This window comes from Candidatus Parakkermansia intestinigallinarum, from assembly GCF_944389695.1.
GTDB lineage: Bacteria > Verrucomicrobiota > Verrucomicrobiia > Verrucomicrobiales > Akkermansiaceae > Akkermansia > Akkermansia intestinigallinarum.
In genome coordinates this window covers 25,316-44,831 of the sequence record NZ_CALXNG010000020.1, presented here as the reverse complement: position 1 = coordinate 44,831, position 19,516 = coordinate 25,316, and the positions used below count along the sequence as shown (strand labels likewise).

Annotated in this window: 21 protein-coding genes; 12 read left to right on the top strand and 9 right to left on the bottom strand. The window is 62.4% G+C overall.

What is annotated here, in order from left to right; genetic code table 11:
- Positions 1 to 265 precede the first annotated feature (265 nt).
- The 5 genes from AC6UAL_RS06825 (at position 266) to recF (ending at position 6,002) form a co-directional block, all read left to right on the top strand.
- Positions 266 to 1,810, top strand: coding sequence for a glycosyltransferase family protein (locus tag AC6UAL_RS06825; protein ID WP_500682628.1), 1,545 nt, complete (start codon positions 266 to 268; stop codon positions 1,808 to 1,810).
- 260 nt (positions 1,811 to 2,070) lie between these two features.
- A complete protein-coding gene (locus AC6UAL_RS06820; protein WP_500682627.1) occupies positions 2,071 to 2,700 on the top strand; it encodes a M23 family metallopeptidase in 630 nt (209 codons plus the stop codon).
- Positions 2,701 to 2,734: 34 nt separating this feature from the next.
- On the top strand, positions 2,735 to 4,240 hold the full coding sequence (gene cmk / locus AC6UAL_RS06815; protein WP_500682626.1) for a (d)CMP kinase: 1,506 nt from the start codon (positions 2,735 to 2,737) through the stop codon (positions 4,238 to 4,240).
- A 73-nt stretch (positions 4,241 to 4,313) separates the two neighbouring features.
- Entirely contained in the window at positions 4,314 to 4,946 is a 633-nt protein-coding gene (locus tag AC6UAL_RS06810) for a lysophospholipid acyltransferase family protein (RefSeq protein WP_500682625.1), read from the top strand.
- A gap of 3 nt (positions 4,947 to 4,949) precedes the next feature.
- Complete coding sequence (gene recF / locus AC6UAL_RS06805) at positions 4,950 to 6,002, top strand: DNA replication/repair protein RecF (protein WP_500682624.1); 1,053 nt, start codon at positions 4,950 to 4,952, stop codon at positions 6,000 to 6,002.
- Between the two features lie 54 nt (positions 6,003 to 6,056).
- Here recF and AC6UAL_RS06800 read toward each other — a convergent pair whose 3' ends face one another.
- The 4 genes from AC6UAL_RS06800 to AC6UAL_RS06785 form a co-directional block, all read right to left on the bottom strand.
- Positions 6,057 to 7,118 (bottom strand): glycoside hydrolase family 3 N-terminal domain-containing protein, encoded by a 1,062-nt coding sequence (locus AC6UAL_RS06800; protein WP_500682623.1) that lies wholly within the window; start codon positions 7,116 to 7,118, stop codon positions 6,057 to 6,059.
- A gap of 68 nt (positions 7,119 to 7,186) precedes the next feature.
- The gene (gene pyrE / locus AC6UAL_RS06795) at positions 7,187 to 7,753 is read right to left on the bottom strand and encodes an orotate phosphoribosyltransferase (protein WP_500682622.1); all 567 of its coding nucleotides are present in this window, start codon (positions 7,751 to 7,753) and stop codon (positions 7,187 to 7,189) included.
- A 40-nt stretch (positions 7,754 to 7,793) separates the two neighbouring features.
- On the bottom strand, positions 7,794 to 8,861 hold the full coding sequence (locus tag AC6UAL_RS06790) for an RluA family pseudouridine synthase (protein ID WP_500682621.1): 1,068 nt from the start codon (positions 8,859 to 8,861) through the stop codon (positions 7,794 to 7,796).
- The gene (locus tag AC6UAL_RS06785) at positions 8,848 to 9,549 is read right to left on the bottom strand and encodes a pseudouridine synthase (protein ID WP_500682620.1); all 702 of its coding nucleotides are present in this window, start codon (positions 9,547 to 9,549) and stop codon (positions 8,848 to 8,850) included. The genes AC6UAL_RS06790 and AC6UAL_RS06785 overlap by 14 nt, the downstream gene beginning before the upstream one ends.
- A gap of 133 nt (positions 9,550 to 9,682) precedes the next feature.
- On the opposite strand from AC6UAL_RS06785, the gene AC6UAL_RS06780 reads away from it, so the two are divergent.
- Positions 9,683 to 11,059 (top strand): tetratricopeptide repeat protein, encoded by a 1,377-nt coding sequence (locus AC6UAL_RS06780; protein ID WP_500682619.1) that lies wholly within the window; start codon positions 9,683 to 9,685, stop codon positions 11,057 to 11,059.
- 393 nt (positions 11,060 to 11,452) lie between these two features.
- Here the strand turns inward: AC6UAL_RS06780 and AC6UAL_RS06775 are convergent, their stop codons facing one another.
- Positions 11,453 to 11,965: a hypothetical protein gene (locus AC6UAL_RS06775; RefSeq protein WP_500682618.1), complete on the bottom strand. Its 513-nt coding sequence runs from the start codon at positions 11,963 to 11,965 to the stop codon at positions 11,453 to 11,455.
- A complete protein-coding gene (nrdR, locus tag AC6UAL_RS06770; RefSeq protein ID WP_500682617.1) occupies positions 11,962 to 12,453 on the bottom strand; it encodes a transcriptional regulator NrdR in 492 nt (163 codons plus the stop codon). Before nrdR ends, AC6UAL_RS06775 begins: the two co-directional genes overlap by 4 nt.
- A gap of 242 nt (positions 12,454 to 12,695) precedes the next feature.
- Here nrdR and AC6UAL_RS06765 point away from each other — a divergent pair, with 242 nt between their 5' ends.
- Together AC6UAL_RS06765 and AC6UAL_RS06760 are read left to right on the top strand one after the other, a co-directional pair.
- Positions 12,696 to 13,235, top strand: coding sequence for a ferritin family protein (locus AC6UAL_RS06765; protein WP_500682616.1), 540 nt, complete (start codon positions 12,696 to 12,698; stop codon positions 13,233 to 13,235).
- Positions 13,236 to 13,352: 117 nt separating this feature from the next.
- Positions 13,353 to 13,940, top strand: coding sequence for a manganese efflux pump MntP (locus tag AC6UAL_RS06760; protein ID WP_500682615.1), 588 nt, complete (start codon positions 13,353 to 13,355; stop codon positions 13,938 to 13,940).
- 51 nt (positions 13,941 to 13,991) lie between these two features.
- On the opposite strand, the gene AC6UAL_RS06755 is transcribed toward AC6UAL_RS06760, so the two are convergent.
- The 3 genes from AC6UAL_RS06755 to AC6UAL_RS06745 all read right to left on the bottom strand — a co-directional run bounded on the left by AC6UAL_RS06755 (position 13,992) and on the right by AC6UAL_RS06745 (position 16,967).
- Complete coding sequence (locus tag AC6UAL_RS06755) at positions 13,992 to 14,663, bottom strand: HAD family hydrolase (protein ID WP_500682614.1); 672 nt, start codon at positions 14,661 to 14,663, stop codon at positions 13,992 to 13,994.
- Complete coding sequence (gene lpxA / locus AC6UAL_RS06750; protein WP_500682613.1) at positions 14,663 to 15,445, bottom strand: acyl-ACP--UDP-N-acetylglucosamine O-acyltransferase; 783 nt, start codon at positions 15,443 to 15,445, stop codon at positions 14,663 to 14,665. The genes AC6UAL_RS06755 and lpxA overlap by 1 nt, the downstream gene beginning before the upstream one ends.
- Positions 15,446 to 15,671: 226 nt before the next feature.
- Positions 15,672 to 16,967 carry an ArsB/NhaD family transporter gene (locus AC6UAL_RS06745; RefSeq protein ID WP_500682612.1) on the bottom strand — a complete coding sequence of 432 codons (1,296 nt, stop codon included), beginning with the start codon at positions 16,965 to 16,967 and terminating at the stop codon, positions 15,672 to 15,674.
- A gap of 230 nt (positions 16,968 to 17,197) precedes the next feature.
- On the opposite strand from AC6UAL_RS06745, the gene AC6UAL_RS06740 reads away from it, so the two are divergent.
- The 4 genes from AC6UAL_RS06740 (at position 17,198) to yidD (ending at position 19,507) form a co-directional block, all read left to right on the top strand.
- Positions 17,198 to 18,514, top strand: coding sequence for a bifunctional UDP-3-O-[3-hydroxymyristoyl] N-acetylglucosamine deacetylase/3-hydroxyacyl-ACP dehydratase (locus AC6UAL_RS06740; RefSeq protein WP_500682611.1), 1,317 nt, complete (start codon positions 17,198 to 17,200; stop codon positions 18,512 to 18,514).
- A gap of 127 nt (positions 18,515 to 18,641) precedes the next feature.
- Positions 18,642 to 18,824: a 50S ribosomal protein L34 gene (gene rpmH / locus AC6UAL_RS06735; protein ID WP_500682610.1), complete on the top strand. Its 183-nt coding sequence runs from the start codon at positions 18,642 to 18,644 to the stop codon at positions 18,822 to 18,824.
- Between the two features lie 78 nt (positions 18,825 to 18,902).
- On the top strand, positions 18,903 to 19,268 hold the full coding sequence (gene rnpA / locus AC6UAL_RS06730) for a ribonuclease P protein component (protein ID WP_500682609.1): 366 nt from the start codon (positions 18,903 to 18,905) through the stop codon (positions 19,266 to 19,268).
- Complete coding sequence (gene yidD, locus AC6UAL_RS06725) at positions 19,262 to 19,507, top strand: membrane protein insertion efficiency factor YidD (RefSeq protein ID WP_500682608.1); 246 nt, start codon at positions 19,262 to 19,264, stop codon at positions 19,505 to 19,507. Before rnpA ends, yidD begins: the two co-directional genes overlap by 7 nt.
- Positions 19,508 to 19,516: the final 9 nt, after the last annotated feature.

The window sequence follows — 19,516 nt, the reverse complement described above, 5'->3', positions numbered from 1 at the left end:
TGCCCTCTCCTTGCCCGACACCCCGCATGATTACTGCATCCCTTTTCCCCCCTGCTCAAACTTTGGGACAGGTGTGGGGAGAATTCGGCTCTGCTTCGGATGATCGGCACGCAAACGCGAGACATCATGCATCGCCCGCAGAGACTCATGCGGCACCTCTGACACATCTCCGAAGACAAACGCGCGGGTCGTAGGGAAAAGCTTTTGACTTGACAGAGGTAAAAACTTCCGATATCTTCCCGAGGTTCTCAACATCGCGTGCTGTATGATTTCTGCTAGATCACTTTTACTGAGAGTGGAAAAATGGGCAAAAGCGGCAGATGTTTCCTTTTGGGCACTGTTCGGCCTGTGCCTGATTCCGGCAGCCCTGCTGATCGTGTTTTTTTCTCAGACGGGCACGCCTCTCCACCCGTATATCACATCGGACACCGCCGTATGGAGTGTCATCGGCCGGGGCATCACCGAGGGTTATGTGCCCTATAGGGATTTGTATGATCACAAGGGGCCACTGCTCTTCTTTATCTACGCCATAGGCTTCTTCATCTCCGGAGGGAAAATGGGCCTTTGTCTCTTGGAATCAGTGTCTGTGGCACTGGTTCTGGCAGCTTCCTTCCGTCTGGCCCGTTTGTTTGTTTCGTTCAGGCAGAGTTGGTTTATTCTGTTTTTCGTCCTGCTGTTTCAGTTGGCCACCATGGATGGAGGAGGTACGAATGAGTTGTACAGCCAAGTTTTCATGATTTGGCCCTTCTACTGGCTGATGCGCGCGTTGGTAAAGCAGAGCAAGGTCGCGGCAGTTCCGGCGTGGGTGTGGTTTTCGATCGGCCTGGCCGGCGGAGCGGTTACCATGATCCGCATGAACAATTCCGCGGCTCTGTTCGGACTGAGTTTGGGAGCCGTTCTGCTGCTCCTGAGGGGCAAATGTTGGCTGTCTGTTTTCAAAGCCGCGGCATCAATGGTCGGCGGGTTGATTCTGGCTCTGATTCCGTTCTGTGCATACTTTATGCATCACGGCGCCATGGAGATTTTTCTCCAAGGCTGTTTTCTGCATAATTTTAGTTTTGCAGCCGAAGGGGTCTCGTCCAAGACGTGGCAGGAGTATGTCTTGATGGCAGCCAAGGGACTGCCGGCATTGCTTGTCGTTGCCTTGGTGTTGCGTGACTATGCGGGCAGGCGAACGAGGGGGCAAGTGGCTTTTCCCGTCTCGGTTGCGGGATTGCTGAGTTATCTGATTCTCTTTGTCGGCAATGGCTACAATCACTACGTGTACATCATTGAGCCTTTGTTTGTGCTGTTTTTATCCCGGATGATGCGATACTTTGAACAGCAGGATTCCGCTCCGGACTCAAAGCGGAAGTCGGTGTATTATCGCACTTCCCTGTGCTCTCTGCTGCTTTTGACCCCGTTCAGCATGAATATGCTCAGTGTCTGCAAGGCGTGTGTCTCCCGAAATCTCGCACAGCTCACCCAAACAGGCATTGAACTCCATTACCAAGCCTGCCAAAAGCTGGGCGAAGCGATTCCTGCGGCGGATCGAGACAAGGTATGGGGGATGGACTTGGCGCCCGACGTGTACATCAACATGAATGTTACTCCGTGTTATCGCTACTTTACGTTGCAATCCTTCTACTCGTGCAGCATGCCGGAAATCGGTGACGAAACAACTCAGTGGTTGAAATCATCGCCCCCGCTCTACATTGTTGACCAGGGGAATCCCGCGATGAAGGAGGTCTTGAATCAACGCTATGAGTGCGTGGAGACGGTTGAGGTGAACAAGGGAGGCTCGTACTCTCTCTACAGACGCAAAGAGTGAGGCCGGAGAAGCGGTGCTCGTTTCCTCGCCTCCTCCTTCCGAGCGGAAGCGCAGAGAGGTTTCTCGAGAGATGGGCGCACGGCCTCCCCTTGGCATCAAGGAAGGGAGGCGTATCATGCCGCCGAGGCAACGTGCGGCAGGTGCGCGACATCATGCCGCGTTTCAGGCTTGAATTACTGAAAAAAAAATGGTAGTTTAGCGGCATGTTCACGCGCGGCAGATTGGCAGCAATTTTTCTTTCGGTCCTGTTTCTGACGATCATGAGCAGTGCGGCTGAGGCCGCCATCATGGCTCGCAAGACGCCGGACGGCAAGTGGGCATACGTTCCGCTCGCCGACGGTTTCGATTTTCCGGTCGGCAAGCCCGACGGCGAGGGTTATTACAAGGCGCGCGGTCTGCGTCTGCGCACGCCCCGCCATCTCGGCGAGGACTGGAACGGCGTGGGCGGCGGCAATTCGGATCTCGGCGATCCGGTCTACACGATCGGGCACGGCTTGGTGACTTATGCGGCCGATGCCAAGGGACGATGGGGCAATGTGGTGATTGTGCGCCACGCTTTCCGCGACCCGAAGTCGGGCAAGGTGCTCTGCTGCCAGACGCTCTATGCGCATCTCGACCGCATTGACGTGCAGCTGGGGCAGCTGGTGCGGCGCGGCGATCAGATCGGCACCATCGGCACGAACCGCGGGATGTTCCCCGCGCACTTGCATGCCGAGCTTCATTTCAATGTGCTGGTCAACTGCGGGCATCAGGGTATTCCCAAGACGGCGGCCAATTACGGTGATTTGTCGCGCTTTATCAAAAATCTGCGCCGCCTCACGCCCGAGAAGAAGTACATCAAGATGCCCATCGGCTGCTTCCTGCCCTACAAGGACACGGAGGGTCTTTGAGTTTGCCGGGCCTTGGGTTCGCCTGCTGCGGGTCATGTGCGAGGACGAGGGTTCAGCGCGGGTCGGGGGCTTGTCTTCGGGCGCCGGGGGCAGCTCGACGCCGAGTGACCGAGGCTGTTCAAGAGCGGTCGCCGAGGGTGGTTCAACTTCGGGCGCCGGAGGCGGTTCTGCTGCGGGTGCCGGGAGCGGCTCAAGAGCGGTCGCCGAGGGTGGTTCAACTTCGGGTGCCGGAAGCAGTTCTGCTGCGGGTGCCGGGAGCGGTTCGGAGGACGGGCGGCGCGTCTGCCTTTTCGGGGGCAGTTTTGATCCGGTGCACGGCGGCCATCTGGCTATGGCGCGGGCGGCTTTGTCCGGCGGCGGGGCGGATCGCGTTGTTTTTTTGCCGGCGGCTCTCTCTCCGTTCAAGCAGGAGAATCCGCCGCTTTTTTCGACGGGGTCCCGCTTGCTGCTGCTGCGCCGTGCGCTCTGCGGGCAGCGGGGGATGGAGCTATCGACGCTCGATCTCGAACTGCCGCCGCCGAGTTGGACGTGGCGCCTCACGGAGCGCTGGCTGCAACTTCATCCGCACGATGAGCTCAGCTGGCTGATGGGGATGGATCAATGGAATCAGCTGCATCGCTGGGCGCGCTATGAGCTGCTCGTCGAGCGGCTGAGCTTCATCGTCTGCCGCCGCAACGGCGAATCCGCCGTTGCGAGGCCGGGCGTGCGGGTGCGCTTCGTGACGCTGACCCACCCTGCGTCGTCGTCGGCGATTCGGCAGGCTCTGCGGAGCGCAGCGCCGATTGACGGCGCGATGATGCCGCCCGATCTCGCGCGAGCCGCTCAGGCTCTCTTTTGGCGATCGGAGCGGTTTAGGCTGGACAATCCGCCCACCCCTGCGCTAGAATACCGACATATGAATCCTCCTGCCATTGCCATTGACGGGCCGGCAGCGTCGGGCAAGTCAACCGTGGCTCGCCTGGTGGCTGAACGCCTCGGTTTCACTTTCATCAACACCGGTGCGATGTATCGTGCCGTGACGTGGTATTTGCTGCAGCGGGGAATTAATCCGGCGGATGCCGCGGCGGTGGCGGCGGCGCTGCCCGAGCTGCCGCTGGCTTTCGGCAAAAAGGGGGCTTGCTCCTGCGTGCTCGGCGAGGGGCGCGAGCTGGTTGACGAGCTGACGGCGCCCGAGACCAACAACAACGTGTCGACCGTGGCTTCGGTGCCGGCGGTGCGCGCCTTTCTCGTGGAGAAGCAGCGCGAGTACAACAGCCGAGAGGCCGTGGTGATGGAGGGGCGCGATATCGGCACGGTGGTGTTCCCCCACACGCCTTTCAAGTATTTCGTGACGGCCTCGGAAGAGGTGCGCGCCGCCCGTCGCGCCGCTCAGGGGCTGACGGATTCGATTGCCGAGCGCGACCGCAAGGATAGTCACCGAGCCTGCGCGCCGCTGGTGCAGGCGGCCGATGCGAAGCTTGTCGATACCTCAGACATGAGCATTGAGCAGGTGGTCGATCTGATTGCCGGCGACGTGCTTTCCCGTCTGGCCGCGCACTGAGGGCTCGAGGCGCGGAGCGGCCGCGCCGACTTTCTCTTTTCCTTTACTCCGAACATTTACTTTCTGCGTCCCGATGTCCACGGATATGAACCCCATCTACTTTGTCTCCTACCACATTGTTCGCGGCGTGGTGCGAGGCCTCTTCGACCTGAAAATCATCAACCGCGAGAAGCTCATTGAAGACGGGCCCTGCGTCTATGTCTGCAATCACCAGAGTTTTCTCGATCCGCCCGTCATCGGGCAAATTTTTGATCGCTCCGTGAATTTCCTGGCGCGCAAGACGCTTTTCACCAACGGCTTCATGCACTGGTTGCTGCCGAAGTGCCACGCGCTGCCCATCGACCAGCAACGCCCCGATCCGGCGAGCATCATGAAGGTGCTGCGCGTGGTGCGCAACGGGGAGGCTATTGTCATTTTCCCCGAGGGCGCTCGCTCTCCCGACGGCAAGATTCATGAGGCCATGCCCGGCATCGGTCTGATTATCAGCCGTCTGGCCTCGGTTCCGGTGCAGCCGCTCCGCATCGAGGGTGCGTACGACTGTCTGCCGATTCACAGCAAGAGGCTCCGCCTGCGCCCCATTACGGTGTCGGTGGGCGATCCTATCGAGTTTACGCCGCAGGAGCTCAAGGCGCGCACGCGCGACGAGCAGCGCGCCATCGGCCGCAAGGTGATGGCGGCGATTGCGGCGCTTCCGACCCGGGGCTGATTCATGCTCAACACCCTGAGGCTGAGTCAATTTCGCTGCTACCCATCGCTGTACTGGGAGCTTCCGGCCGAGGGGGCGCTGCTGCTGGGAGACAATGCACAGGGCAAGACGAGTCTGCTCGAGGCGATCTGCTTTGCGCTGACGCTGCATTCGCCGCGCACGACCCGCCTCGACCGACTGGCGCAGCACGGGTGTTCCTCCTTCGGCATTTCGCTGGATACGACGGAGGGGAAGCGGCGCGTGCGCTGGCGGGATCGGCATTTGGAGCTCAGTTGGCAGGGGCTTGAATGCCGCGACTACGCCGATTATCTCCGCGAGGCGCCCCCCGTGACTTGGCTGGGCAACGGCGATATTGCACTGGTGCGGGGTGCGGCGGAGGAGAGGCGAGCCTACCTCGACTTTCTCGGGGCGCAGTGGCACCCGGCCTACCGAGAGGCTCTGCCGGCCTACCGCAAGGCTCTGCGCTCGCGCAACGCTCTGCTGCGGCATCCGCGCCGCAACCGCGCGGCGCTCCGCAGTTTCGACGAGCTGCTCTGCCGCCACGGGAGCATCATCACGGAACTCCGTCGGCGCTTGCTGGAGCTGATTCAACCCCATATCAGCGACCACCACAGCGGTATTTCACAGGGGCGCGAGCTGGTGGAGCTGCACTATCGGCCGTCGACGGAGCTGCCGCTGGATGCCGCGCTCGCACGCTGTTTCGACGAGGATGAGCGGCTGGGGTTCACGACGCTGGGGCCGCATCGCGATGATTTTTGCCTGATGATCGGCGGGGTGGAGGCCGCTCTCTTTGCGTCGGAGGGGCAGCAGCGCACGCTGGCGACGGCGATGCGGCTGGCTGAGGCGTCGCTGTTGGAGGCGGAAACGGGGCAAGCGGCGGTGCTGCTGATTGATGACGTGTTCGGCGAGTTGGATCCCGGTCGCCGACGTTCCCTTCTGGAGCGTCTGCCCGCCGGCGCTCAGGTGTTCATCACGACGACGCATCTCAACTGGCTCGGTGCGGACGAGCCGCCTCTGCCGGTGATGCCGATTCGGGGAGCGCAGCTCGGCAACTGAACCGGCCGGGTGCGGCTTCTCATCGCCGAGCGAGGCGCGGGCGAAGCTCGGTGCTCAGTAGCGCTGCACGGCCGAGTCGGGCGCGGACGCCGCGGGCTCGGGCACGAGGGCTTCAAACTCGGCGAGGGCGCTCAGGTAATCGTTCCACTCAAGGAAGCTCAGCCCGGGAAGGGTGCTGATCATGAGGCGGAAGTGCTCGATGCGAGCCTCGGCATCGGCCAGCAGGGGCTGCGGCAGCTCGCGCAGGGCCCGCGCGACGGCCTCAAGCTTGTCGACGGCGCCGTGGCAGACGAGCGGCAGATCCGCCCCGGCCTGCAAAGCCAGCGGGGCGGATTCTTCGGGGCGGTAGCTCTCCGCAATGGCTCCCATGCAGAGGTCGTCGGTCAAAACGAGTCCCTCGTAGCCGAGCTGGTCGCGCAGGAAGCCGCGAATGAGCTCCGGCGAGAGCGAGGAGGGCAGGTCGGCATCCATCTCGGGAATCAGCAGGTGAGCAATCATGAGGGAGGGCAGCTCGGGCATGAGCGCCGTGAAGGGCAGCGCCGCTTCGCGCAGGAAGGAGTCGCGCGTGCCGTGCAGCACGGGCAGCGTTTCATGCGGGTCGCAGCTCGCCTCTCCCATGCCGGGGAAATGCTTGCCGCAGGTGAGGATGCCGCAGCGGGCCAGTGAGCGGTTCCACACGCCGGCGCGGCTGATCACCTGCTGCGAATCGCTCCCCCAACAGCGCCCCGGCAAGGCGTTGGCATGGGGCGACGCGATGTCGAGTACGGGCGCCAAATCGGTGTTGATACCCAGTGCTCGGAGGCCGCGTGCGGCGAGGTAGGCCGCTTGGCGAATGCGGTGTTCGCTGCCCGTGGCGGCCAGCGCCGCGGCCGAAGGAAGCTTCACGCCGACGGCGGCCGTGCGTATCACGCGGCCGCCTTCCTGATCAACGGCAATGATGGGCTCGTAGGCGCCCGAGGTGAGGCGGCGCAGCTCATCCGTCAGCTCGCGCGTGAGCTCGTAGTCGATGATGTTGCGGGAAAAGAGGATGTAGCCGGCGGGCTGCAGACGCGCAAAGAGTTCACGCTCTTCGCGGCTCAGCTCGGGACCCTCTATGCCGACGATGACGGGAAGCATGGCGACAAGAAGTCATGCGCAGCACCCCGCGCCCCGGCGGCGGAGGCTGCGCGTGACGGGAATACGGTTTAACGATCGCCGAAGATGCTCTTGCGGGTGAAGAGCGGGAAAACCGGCACGCCGCGAGCCTCGATAGCCTCGCGACCGCCCTCCTCACGATCCACCAACACCAGAGCGGCCACCACCTTGCCGCCCTCCGCCTCGATGGCGTCGATGGCCTTGATGGTCGACCCGCCCGTCGTGATGACGTCGTCGACGACGATGATCTGCTGCCCGGGGGCAAAGTTGCCCTCGATGCGCTTGCCGCGCCCGTGGTCCTTGGCCTCCTTGCGAACCGTAAAAACCTTGAGGGGGCTCGGCGAAGAGGCCGAGTACATGCCGATGGCCAGCGAGATGGGATCCGCCCCCATCGTCATGCCGCCGATGGCCTGCACGTCGGGGAACTTCGGCAGGATCTCCTCCTGCACGAGCTTCCAGCCCAGTTCACCGATCAGATTGGCGCCGCGCGCATCCAGCGTCGTCACGCGGCAGTCACAGTAGAGATCGCTCTCCTTGCCGCTGGCCAGAATGAAGTGGCCGGTCTTGATGGATTTGGCGAGAAGAATCTGCAAGAGTTCGTCTTTGGCATTGCTCATAACGCAGGCATTCTACCCCCTGCTCCGGCGGAAATCAATCCTAAAGAGACGAGGCGGCAACGCAGGCGCCGCCGTTCCTGCCGCCGCTCCCGCCGCCGTCCAGCAGCTCCGCCAGATCACCGGGCAGAGGGCTTCTCACCGTCAGCAGACGGCCTCGGTGCGGGAAGCTCAGTTCGCAGGCGTGCAGCGCGTGGCGCGGCAGGATGAGGCGAGCCGCGAGCTCGGGCGTCCACCCCCGTGCGATGAAGTCGAGGTAGCAGCTCTCGTCGCCTCCGTAGATTTTGTCCCCCACCAGCGGATGCCCGAGATGCGCGAGATGGACGCGGATCTGGTGCAGGCGGCCGGTGCGCGGGCGGCATTCCACCAGAGCCATGGGCGGCAGCCCCGCCCTCGCCGGCACGCGCCTGAGCACGCGCAAGGCAGTGGCGCAGGGCTTGCCGCCGGCATCACAGCACTGGCGCACGTGCAGGCGCGTCTCGGCCACCTCTTCCATGCGGCGCAGGGGCTCGGCGCAGTAGGCCGACTCCCAGATCGGGCTGCCCTGCACCACAGCCAGATAGACCTTGCGGAAGAGGCGCTGCTGCATCGCCTTGCCGAGCTCGCCGGCAGCGGCGGCGCTTTTGGCCACCAGCACGATGCCGCTGGTCTCGCGGTCGAGGCGGTTGATGAGCGAAACCTGCCCGCCGCAGGCCAGTTCAAAGGCCAGCAGTTGCTGCAGGCCGTGCAGCAGCGTCGGTTCGCGTTTCGTCCCCGTCGGGTGCATGAGCAGGGGAGCCGCCTTGTCGACCGCGAGAATCTCGTCGTCCTCGTAGAGCACCGAAAACTCGGCGCGCACGGCAATGGGCATCTCGAAGTCCCCGTCGCGTCCCGGCGTACCGCCGCCCCGTTCTCCCTCTCTCATGGCATCGGCCTCCTTCCCGCGCTCGACGTCGGCCTCCTTCCCGCGCTCGGAGTCAAATCCGCTCCCGCGCTCGGCGTCAAACTCACTCCCGAGCTCGGCGTCAAATCCGCTCCCGCTTTCTGAGTCAAGCCCCACCCCGAGCAGCGCGTTCCAACCGCCCGCGCCCCGGCCGAACAGCGTTCCGCTCCCATGATCAATCAACGTCAAAAAGCTTCGGATCAACGGGCGCCCACTCGCCGGGAGCCAAGCCCAAGTCCTCGAGACTCAAGGGACCAATGGAGATGCGGTGCAGCTTCGTCACCGGGGCACCGACGGCGGCCAACATCCGCCGCACTTGGTGGTAGCGACCCTCGTGCAGGGTCAGGCGCCCGCTCGTCGGCGTCTCGCGCACCAGCTGCGCCGGCAGGCAGGGCGCCGTCTCTCCCTCTAGCAGCAGCGAGCCCGACGCAAAAAGCTCGACGGCCGAAGCCGGCACAGGCTCCGCACACTCGTAGGCGTAGACCTTCGGCACGTGGCGCTTGGGGCTGGTCAGCGCGTGGACGAAGCGCCCGTCATCGGTGATGAGCAGCAGGCCGCTCGTCTCCTTGTCGAGCCTCCCCACCGTACTGATACCCTCGCTGCGGCGCAGCCACTGCGGCGGCAACAGGTCATAAACCAGCCTTCCCCGCTCGCGGTGGCTGCAAGAGCAGCCCGTCGGCTTGTGAAAGGCGACGTAGAGACCGTTGACGAAGGGCACCGGTTCACCATCCACCAGCAGCTCCGACGGATCCACCTGCTCGGCCGGGCGCCGCAGCACTTCACCGCCGCGGCGGACAAGCCGCCCCGCGCGAATCCAGAGGGGCGCCTCGCGCCGCGAACAATAGCCGTAGCGGCTCAAAACTGCGTCTGCTCTCATGTCAGAGGTATTTTGGCATGATTTTCCTGAAAAACAAGATTGAAATCCGCGCCGCATTATGTTAAAAGAAAGGAAAGCATGATCGTGGAGGCCGTCAGCCGCCACGCATACTCTCCATCAGCTCCTTTCACATATGATCACCATTATTACCGACCGAGAATTGAACGCCGAGCAACAGGCCCTGTGGCTGAAGGCCAGACAGGCCGTCGGCACCAAGAACTACAAGTATGCCGTCAGCATCCTCAAGACCCTCGTCAAGCGTGCTCCGGGCTTTCTGGAGGGGCGCAAGATTCTGCGCGCCTGCGAGATCAAGAGCGTTCCGGATGCCGGTCGCCGCTCGTCGATCTTCTCGGGCATGAGGGGTATTTCGTCCTCGCGCAAGGATCCGGAAGCGACGCTGAGCAGCGTGGAGGATGATCTGGAGCGCGATCCCTACTCCATTTCGGCCAATGAGTCTCTCTATGCCGCCGCCATTGATCTGAACCTGCCGGACATTGCCGCATTCGCCCTGGAGACGATCTGCCAGGGGACCAACTCTCCCAAGAAGCACCTGCAGATGCTGGCCAAGCACTACATCAAGTACGAGCAGTTCTCGCAGGCGGCGGATACCTACCGCCGCATCATCAAGATTGATCCGACCGACGCCGAGGCCATTCGCGCCGAGAAGGACTGCTCCGCCCGAGCCTCGATGAAGCAAGGCAACTGGGAGGGCTCCGGCGACTTCCGCACCAAGATGAAGAATCAGAACGCCACGACGGATCTCGAGAGTCAGGACAAGGTCGGTCTGACGGCCACGGAGCTCCAAGATCGTCTCACTCAGCTTTCGGCTCAGTATGCGGCGGATCAGAATAACCTTCAGGTGGTGAAGGATATCGCGGGCGTCTACGAGCAGCTCGAGGACTTTGCCAATGCCTACTCCTTCTACGCCTACGCCTACCAGCTCAGCGGCGGTGCCGACGTGGCCATCAATGACAAGGCCATCGAGATGCACGAGCGCGCGATGCAGGCGGAGATTGAATACTACGAGCAAGTCGTGGCGGCCAACCCGAACGACGAGGAGGCCAAGGCTTACCTCGCCGCCCGTCGGCAGGAGGTCAACGACGCCATCGTGGCCGATGCCAAGGCTCGTGTGGAGGCCAACCCGACGGACGCCCAGCTGCAGTTCAAGTACGGCGAGGCTCTCTTCAACGCGGGCAACTTCTCGGAGGCGATCCCGGCGCTCCAGCGTGCCCGCACGAACCCGAATCTGCGCATCAAGGCAATGATGATGCTCGGCAAGTGCTATGCGTCCAAGAACATGAACGACATGGCCATCCGCCAGCTCGAAGAGGCGAACAAGGAGCTGCTGACGATGGACGACACCAAGAAGGAGATTCTCTACCTCATCGGCAACCTCAACGAAGCCTGCGGCAACAAGGAGGCGGCTCTCAAGTGCTACCAGAGCATCTACGAGGTCGACTACGGCTACCGCGATGTGGCGCAGCGCGTGGAGTCGGCCTACGCCAAATAAATCGGCGTCGGCAGGCGGGCTTCCCCTGCCCTCCCGAGCCTCTTTGAACACCCCCGGGTTCGCGGCGACGCGAGCTCGGGGGTTGCCGTTTGGCGCGGTCGTAAGCGGCCTGCCGCCCTTCGGGTGCAGCAGAGGGGCAACAGGGGTGCAGCAGAGGGGCAACAGGGGTGCAGCAGAGGGGCAACAGGGGTGCAGCAGAGAGCAGCAGGGTGCAGCAGAGAGCGACAGGGTACGGCAAAATGCAACAGGGGGCGTCAGCCGGACGCCTCTGCAACAAAGTTCGGCCACCAAGCGGGAGGTCTCCGCAGCGGGCTGCGCTCCGAGGCGCGGGAGGACGGCCGAAGCCCCTGCCGACGGCGGCCGTCGGCAGCCGGGTTCGGGCGGGGGGAGCGCTCAGTGCTCGACGCGGCTCAGGAAGCCGTCGAGCTCGGCGAGTTCGCGCTGCTGCGCGGGGCAGCTTCTCCGGCGATTGCCCAGCAACAGGCTGCTCTCGCGCTTCCCCGTGAAGCGGTAGTCGCGCACGCCGATGCGGCGCAGCGCCTCCATGCGGTGCTGCAGCTCGGTGTAAAAGAAGAGCGGCAGAGGTCTTTCGTGCGCCAGCGAGCCGAGGTCGATGTTGACCGGCGGCGTTTGCGTGCGCAGGTGCAGAGCCACGCGGCTCAGCCCCACGTCATCGAGCATGCGCCGCATGCGCGAAAAGAGGAAGTCGAGCGGCACCGAGGGCAGCGGGCAATTCTGCTCCAGATACAGCAGAACGGCTCGGGCAATCTCGGCGCGAAAAGGCAGGCGCACGCCTGCGGCGTCCGCCGCCTCCTGAAGCACGGACTCGATCCAGCTCTCGTCGTAGTCGGATACGACGCAGTAGCCCGTCTGCAGCAGCGGGCGAAAATTTCGCGTGGCGATCATTCCAGTGATAGTTTGCGTTGCAGGGGGTCGGTGAGGCTCTTGCGCTCCATGTTGCGAACCAGATCGATGAACTCATCGACACTCTGAAACTGGCGATACACGGAGACGTAGCGAATGTACGCAACGGGATCGATCTGCTGCAGCTTCTCGATCACCTTTCTCCCGATGATAAACGACGGCACCTCGCGCTGATGATCGCGGTGCAACTCGGCAATGATCTCATCGGCCGCCTGATCCAGCACGGCCATGCTCACCGGGCGCTTTTCGCTCGCCTTGACCATGCCGCGCAAAATCTTCTCGCGATCCAGCGCTTCGTACATATTGTCGCGCTTCACCACGCGCAGCTCCGTGCGCTCCAGATGCTCGTAGGTCGTGTAGCGGTAGTTGCAGCGCAGGCATTCGCGGCGACGGCGAATGCAGGTGCCGTCTTTCGACACCCGCGAGTCGATGACCCGATCCTCGAGCCAGCCGCATTGAATGCATCTCATGCCCTGATGTTACCACAAGATCTTGTATCGTCAAGCCGCTTTTACCCGCAGATCTTGCTGCTGTTGCGATAACAACACCGCGCCGTCGCAAGGAAAAGCTGATAGTTAAGAAAGAGTAAGCATTTATTTTTGAATTATTCCAGATTAAACCTTGACAAGGGCGGGCCGAACTGCTATAGTTCCGACGTGCACGGGGCATACGAAACCGGCACAAGCAACACGAAACAGCAAAAAAGAAGACCATGAAATACGTCTGCACGATCTGCGGTGAAGTCATCGAGAGCGACACCATGCCGGAAGTCTGCCCGGTCTGCGGTGCCACGACCTTCGAAGAGCTTAAGGATACGGAAAAGAATTACGCCGATGAGCACCGCGTGGGTGTGGCTCAGGGGCTCGACGCTGAAGTCGTCGAGGGTCTGCGCGCCAACTTCACGGGTGAGTGCTGCGAGGTGGGCATGTACCTCGCCATGAGCCGTCAGGCCGAGCGCGACGGCTACCCGGAGGTTGCCGAGGCTTTCAAGCGCTACGCCTTCGAGGAAGCGGAGCACGCCGCTAAGTTCGCCGAGCTGCTCGGCGAGGTGCTGACGGCCGACACCGCCAAGAACGTGGCCATGCGTGCCGAGGCCGAGTTCGGCGCCTGCGCCGGCAAGCTCGCCATCGCCAAGCGCGCCAAGGAGCTGGGCTACGACGCCATCCACGACACGGTGCACGAAATGTGCAAGGATGAGGCTCGCCACGGCAAGGGCTTTGACGGCCTCCTCAAGCGCTACTTCTCGAAGTAAGCTTTATCTGCGGCGAATGCTGAATTCGCCCGCCTGCCTGCAACCGAAGCTCTCCCGGCGGGAGCTTCGGTTGCAGCGCCTTCGTATTCCGGCCGCTCATTTTATCGCGACTCGTTTATGCTCAATCTTTTCGAAGTCATCGTCGTCGGCTTTGCCCTCGCGGTGGACGCGATGCTCTTCTCTTTTTCATACGGCCTTGTTCTCCGAAAAAGGCGTTACAGCAGCAGCCTGAAACTCGCCTGCAGCGTGGGCTTCTTTCAGGCCGCCATGCCTCTGCTCGGCTACACCGGGGGGCTGCGCGTGAAGGACTGTGTTGCGGCTTGGGACCACTGGCTCGTTCTGCTGGTGTTCTGCGTGCTGGGCATCACGCAGATTCGGAACGCTTGGTCGAGCAGCGAGGACGACGGCCCGGGAGCTGAGCCGCTCAGCGTACCGGCCCTGCTCATCGTCGGCGTTGCCACCAGTATCGACGCCCTGGCCGTGGGCGTCTGCATGGCCATCGGCAGCCTCTGCGGCAGCCATCTGAACTGGTCTCAGGTGATGCTCGCCGTGAGTCTGATCGGCCTCATCACCTTTGCCTGTTCGCTCGGCGGTTTCAACGGGGCGAAGCTCTTGCAGCGCTTTCCGCGCCGAGGGCTTGAGACAGGAGCCGGCCTGCTGCTCATCGGGCTGGGCCTGCAAAACTTCGTGCGCGACCTCCTCTGAGGCACACGCTCAGCTCCGAGGTACACGGGCAGCTCTGTTCAGCGCCCCGGCTCACCCCTCATCACTGCCCAGCAGGCGGTGCAACGCATCCTCGGCGGAGGACACGACGCAATCGGCCCACGCACTGACGTCTCCGCCGCCGTAGCCCCAATCGAAGAGCAGCAGACCGCAGGGAGCCTGCTGCGCCGTGAGCGCGTCGTAGCGAGAATCCCCCACCATCACCAGCTCGCGGACATCGACGCCCCACTGCTCGGCAATGGCGCGGAGCGCGGTCGGATCGGGCTTGCGCGGGTAGCGCCCCGAGAAGCCGAGAATGGGGTCGAAGGGAAGCTCGGGAAAGAGCGTTTGCACCATCGGCAGCGTCACCTCATGCGGCTTGTTGGAGAGGACGGCCATGCGCGCCCCCGCCGCAGCGAGAGCGTGCAGCAGCGAGTTGATGCCGGGATAGGGCGTCGTGCGGCTTCCCTGCCAGCAATGCGCGTACTCGCGGCCGAAGGCGGCATGCACGGCCTTGAGCTCATCGGGCGGAGCGAGCGACGCGTCGGCATAGCCTATGGCCGCCGCACAGAGGTTGGCGGCACCGCGGCCTATCATCCCGCGGACGGCCTCGGGCTCGTGCACGGGAAGCCCGAGCGAGGCCAGCGCACGGTTGACGCCCTCGGCAATTCCCGGCAAAGAATCCACCAGCGTGCCGTCGAGATCAAATACGACAAAGCGTTGCATCAGTGAGCGAAACCGCGCTCGGAGCTGCGCAGGAAGTTGATGAGATGGAGCACGTGCTCATTGCTGCCGTAGACCTCATCGGCCAGCACGAGATCCATGGCCGCCTCCTTATCGCAGTTCTTGTCGAGGAAAATCTTGCGATAGGCGAACTTGAGAGCGCGGATATCCGCCTCAGCGAAACCGCGCCGCGTCAGCCCGATCGTATTGACCGCGCGAATCGCCGCCGGGAAGCCCTCGGCAATCACGTAAGGCGCAATATCCTGCGGCACGCGGGCACAGCCGCCGACCATCGCATGAGCCCCCACGCGCACAAACTGGTGGAGCGCTGCGAAACCCGAAATAATCGCCCAGTCGCCGATCTGGCAGTGGCCGGCAACCCCGGCGTAGCCCGAGAGAATCACGTGATTGCCCACCACGCATTCGTGGCCGCAGTGGGAATTGATCAGGAAGTGATTGTAGCTGCCGATCACCGTCTTGGTCTCGGGAGAGGTGGAGCGGTTGATGTTGGCATTCTCGCGAAACACATTGTAGTCGCCCACCTCGAGGTAGGTCGGCTCACCCTTGTACTTGAGATCCTGAGACTTCAACCCAATCACCGAAAAGGGGAAAAACTCATTGCCCTTGCCGAACACCGACGGACCGCCCAACACCACGTGGCTGTGCAGCACGCAACCGGGGCCCAGCGTCACATGCGGCCCGACGACACAGTACGGACCGATTTTCACATCATCTGCCAGTTCGGCGGTCGGATCAACGATAGCGGTGGGGTGGATTTCTGCCATGCAGCTATATTACGCAGCCGGCCGTGATTATTCAAGAAGAAAGTCCACTCCGCCAAAGATTAATGCAGCGCCGCCCCGGCGGGCTCACCGGCGCCCCCGCGGCAAACTTGTCGGCAAACTTGTCGGCAAACATATCGGCGAGCTCAACGGCAAGCTCGACGATGAGCTCAACGGCGTGCCCGGCGGCCGCCCTTGTCGACGGCCTCTCGCGCCGTCGGAAGCGCTCTCACAGGAAAGCCAGCCAGAGGTAGACCCACGCAATGAGCACCGAGAGCAGCATCAGCGGGAAGGCCAGCTTCATGTAGCCGAAGAAACTCACGACCAAGCCCTCCTTGCGCGCCAGCGCCAGAGCAACCACATTCGCGCTCGCACCGATGACCGTACCGTTGCCGCCGAGGCAGGCGCCGAAGGAGAGCGCCCACCAAAGAGGCTCAAGATCCGTGCAGCCCATCGCACCCATATCCTTGATGAGCGGGATCATCGTGGCGACGAAGGGGATGTTATCCACAAAGGCCGACATCACCGCGCTGAGGCCGAGCACCGTCGCCGTCGTCGCCGTCGGATCGCCGCCCGTCAGCACCATCGCCTGCGCCGCCAACCACTTGATGACCCCGTTGACTTCGAGGCCGCCCACCAGCACGAAAAGACCGATAAAGAAGAAGATCGTCGTCCACTCGACGTGCGAGAACACCTTCTCGAGCACCTGCGTGCGCGAGGGCATCGTCAGGAGCATCAGCAGCGACGCACCCGTCACGGCAATCGTGCCCGATTCAAGCGTCCAGCCCGGAATCTGCCCGTGCATGCAGAACAGCGCAATCGTGAGCAAGAGCGTAAAGAGGCACTTGCGCAGCATGCGCGGGCTGCGGATGAGCCCCTTCGTGCTCATGGCGAGAATGCGGCGGCGGTTCTGCTCATTGCCGCGCAGGTCGCGGCGGAAGAGCAACACCAGAATCCCCAGCGTCAGGGCGTAGGAGATGATGCACGGCAAGGTGAGGTTGCGGATGAAGGCCATGAAGTCGAGCTCTTCCACCGCACTGGCAATCATGATGTTGGGAGGATCGCCGATCATCGTGCAGGTACCGCCGATGTTCGAGGCAAAAATCTGCGCGATCACGAAAGGCTTTGCCGAAATGCCCAGCTGCCGCGTCAGCGAGAAGGTGATCGGCACCGTCAGCAGCACCGTCGTCACGTTGTCGAGAAGAGCGGAGCAGGACAAGACCAGCGTCGAGAGCGCCACCAGCAGCGACACAGGATTGCCCTTCACCTTCTGAGCCGCCCAGATGGAGAGGAAGCGGAACACGCCCGTCTCTTTGAGAATCAGCACCTGAATCATCATGCCGATGAGCAGCGCCAGCGTATTGAAGTCAATGTGAGCGACGGCCTCGTCCTGAGTGATGACGCCGCAGAGCACCATGAGCATGGCACCGAAAAGAGCCACGACCGTGCGGTGCACGCGTTCGGAAATAATCAGGGCGTAAGCCGTGAGGAAAATCACCAGAGCCGCACAGATAGCGTATGACATAGCCTTTTGTGAAATCGTTGCACATCCTCGCGGCTCGCAGGCAACGAAAGCGCATCCCTGCCCCGCCTGCCGGAGAAGTGCGCGGGATTATAGACCTCGCCCTGTTTTTTGACAAGGCAATTCAGATTTCCGTGCACAAAAGTCACAAGTTGAAAGATGCAAGAAATTCACACGCATCGCCGCACTTTGGACTTCACAAAGAGGCGAGGGGCGTGTAGAATGATCGCGCGATGGCTATTCAGATGCAAAAAACCCTCCGTACGAGTGCCTCCATTCAGGGCACGTCTCTCCACACAGGTCAACCCGTCAAGCTGACGATCAAGCCGGCAGAGGTCAACACGGGGCTGAAGTTTCGACGCATTGATTTGCCCGACAAGCCCTTCATCGACGCATCGGCCGCCAACGTGCAGACGGTTGAACGAGCCACGACACTGGCCGAAGGCTCGGTGAACGTTCACACGGTCGAGCACATCCTCTCGGCTCTCACCGGCATGGGGGTGGACAACGCCATCATCGAGATGGATGCCAACGAACCGCCCATCGGCGACGGCTCGGCCGCACCCTACGTCGAACTCATCAAAAAAGCCGGCTTGGAAGAGCAGGATGCTCCCTGCCAAGTCTGGGAGATTCGCGAGCCGCTCATGGTGGAGAACAAGAACGGATCCATGATCGTCATCATGCCCGATCGCAAGTTCCGCGTCTCCGTCACCGTGTCCGGCCCCGACGGCCGCGTCACGCAGTACTTCCACTCGGAAATCACGCCCGAGACCTATGAAAACGAGCTGTCCCGCGCCCGCACCTTCTGCTTCTACGAGGACATTCAGCCGCTGCTCGACAAGGGGCTCATCCAGGGCGGCACGCTCGATAACGCCATCGTCATCAAGGGCGAGCAGTACATCTGCTCGGGCGGCCTGCGCTACCACAACGAGTGCGCCCGCCACAAGACCATGGATCTCATCGGCGACCTGATCCTCAACGGGCGGCGCATTCTCGGCCACGTGATTGCCGTCATGCCCGGGCACGGCATCAACACCACGATGGCCGCCAAGATGCAGAAGAGCTTTGAGAGCATGCTGGCCATGCGCCCCAAACCGATGCAACTGCCGGCCGGCGACGCCGTTCTCGACACCTCAGAGGTGCTCAAGCTGCTGCCTCACCGCTACCCCTTCCTGATGGTCGACCGCATCCTCGGCTTCGAGGGCGACACCAAGTGCATCGGCCAGAAGAATCTCTCGATGAACGAGCTCTTCTTCCAAGGTCACTTCCCCGGCCATCCCGTCATGCCGGGCGTTCTCCAGCTCGAAGCCATGGCTCAGGTGGCCTCCATCCTCATGCTCCGCATCCCCGAGAACATGGGCAAGATCGGCTACTTCATGAGCTGCGACAAGGTCAAGTGGCGCAAGCCCGTCGTGCCGGGCGACGTCCTCATCATCGAGACCGAGCTCGTCAAGATGCGCGGTGCCATCGGCGTCGCCAACGGTCGCTGCCTCGTCAACGGGGAAGTCACCTGCGAGGCCGAGCTCAAATTCATGGTTCAGGATGCCTGAGATGAGACCTTTTGGTGATTTTTTCATGATCGGTGCTTGACATACGCCGATTTTCAGGTATCATAGCCGCCCCGACCGCGCGCAGCGGCCCGTTACATCGCAAAGACTTCAACAAAAATAACACACTATGAGCAAGAGAACATACCAGCCTTCCAAGCGCTGCCGCAAGCGCCAGTTCGGTTTCCGCGCCCGCATGGCCTCCAAGAGCGGCCGCGCCATCCTCGCCCGCCGTCGCGCCAAGGGTCGCAAGCGCCTGCTGCCCAAGGGTGCCGAAATTCACTACAAGCGCCACACCGTTCAGCACGGTTGAGGTCGCAACTGGCTTGAGCCGGGCGCCGTCGGATGTTCCGCCGCCCGTCCGAGCCGAAAAATCAACGCCCTGTAACAGATGCAGCTGACGCGGCGCCATACCATGAAGCGAGCCTCCGAGTTCGCCATGGTGCGCGCCGAAGGCTCATCGGAAGCGGGGCGTTTTCTTGTTCTCAATCTGGCCCGCAAGCCTGATGCCGGAGCCGCGACGCAGCCGTCGAGCTTCGGCATCATCACCACCAAGCGCCTCGGCCACGCCGTGGTGCGCAACCTGCTGAGGCGCCGCGTGCGCGAGATACTCAGAGAGCACGGCGAGCCCATTTCCCGGGGCTTCAACGTCGTGCTCGTTCTGCGGCATCGCGCGGTCTTTGCCGATTACGCCCGGCTCGAGGCGGAATTTCTCAAGCTGCTCCGGCGCCATCTCCACAGACAAAAATCATGCTGAAGAAGCTTGTCATCCTCCCGGTGCTGTTTTACAAGCGTTTCATCAGCAAGCCTCTCCACATTCTGGCGGGGCCGCATTCCGGCTGTCGCTTCACGCCCAGCTGTTCGACCTACTTCATTCAGGCCGTCGAGATTCACGGAGCCTTTAAAGGCTCGCTCATGGGCATTTGGCGCATCTTGCGCTGCAACCCTTGGGGCGGATGCGGTTATGATCCCGTGCCGCCCAAAAAGAACAAATAAGCTTTCACC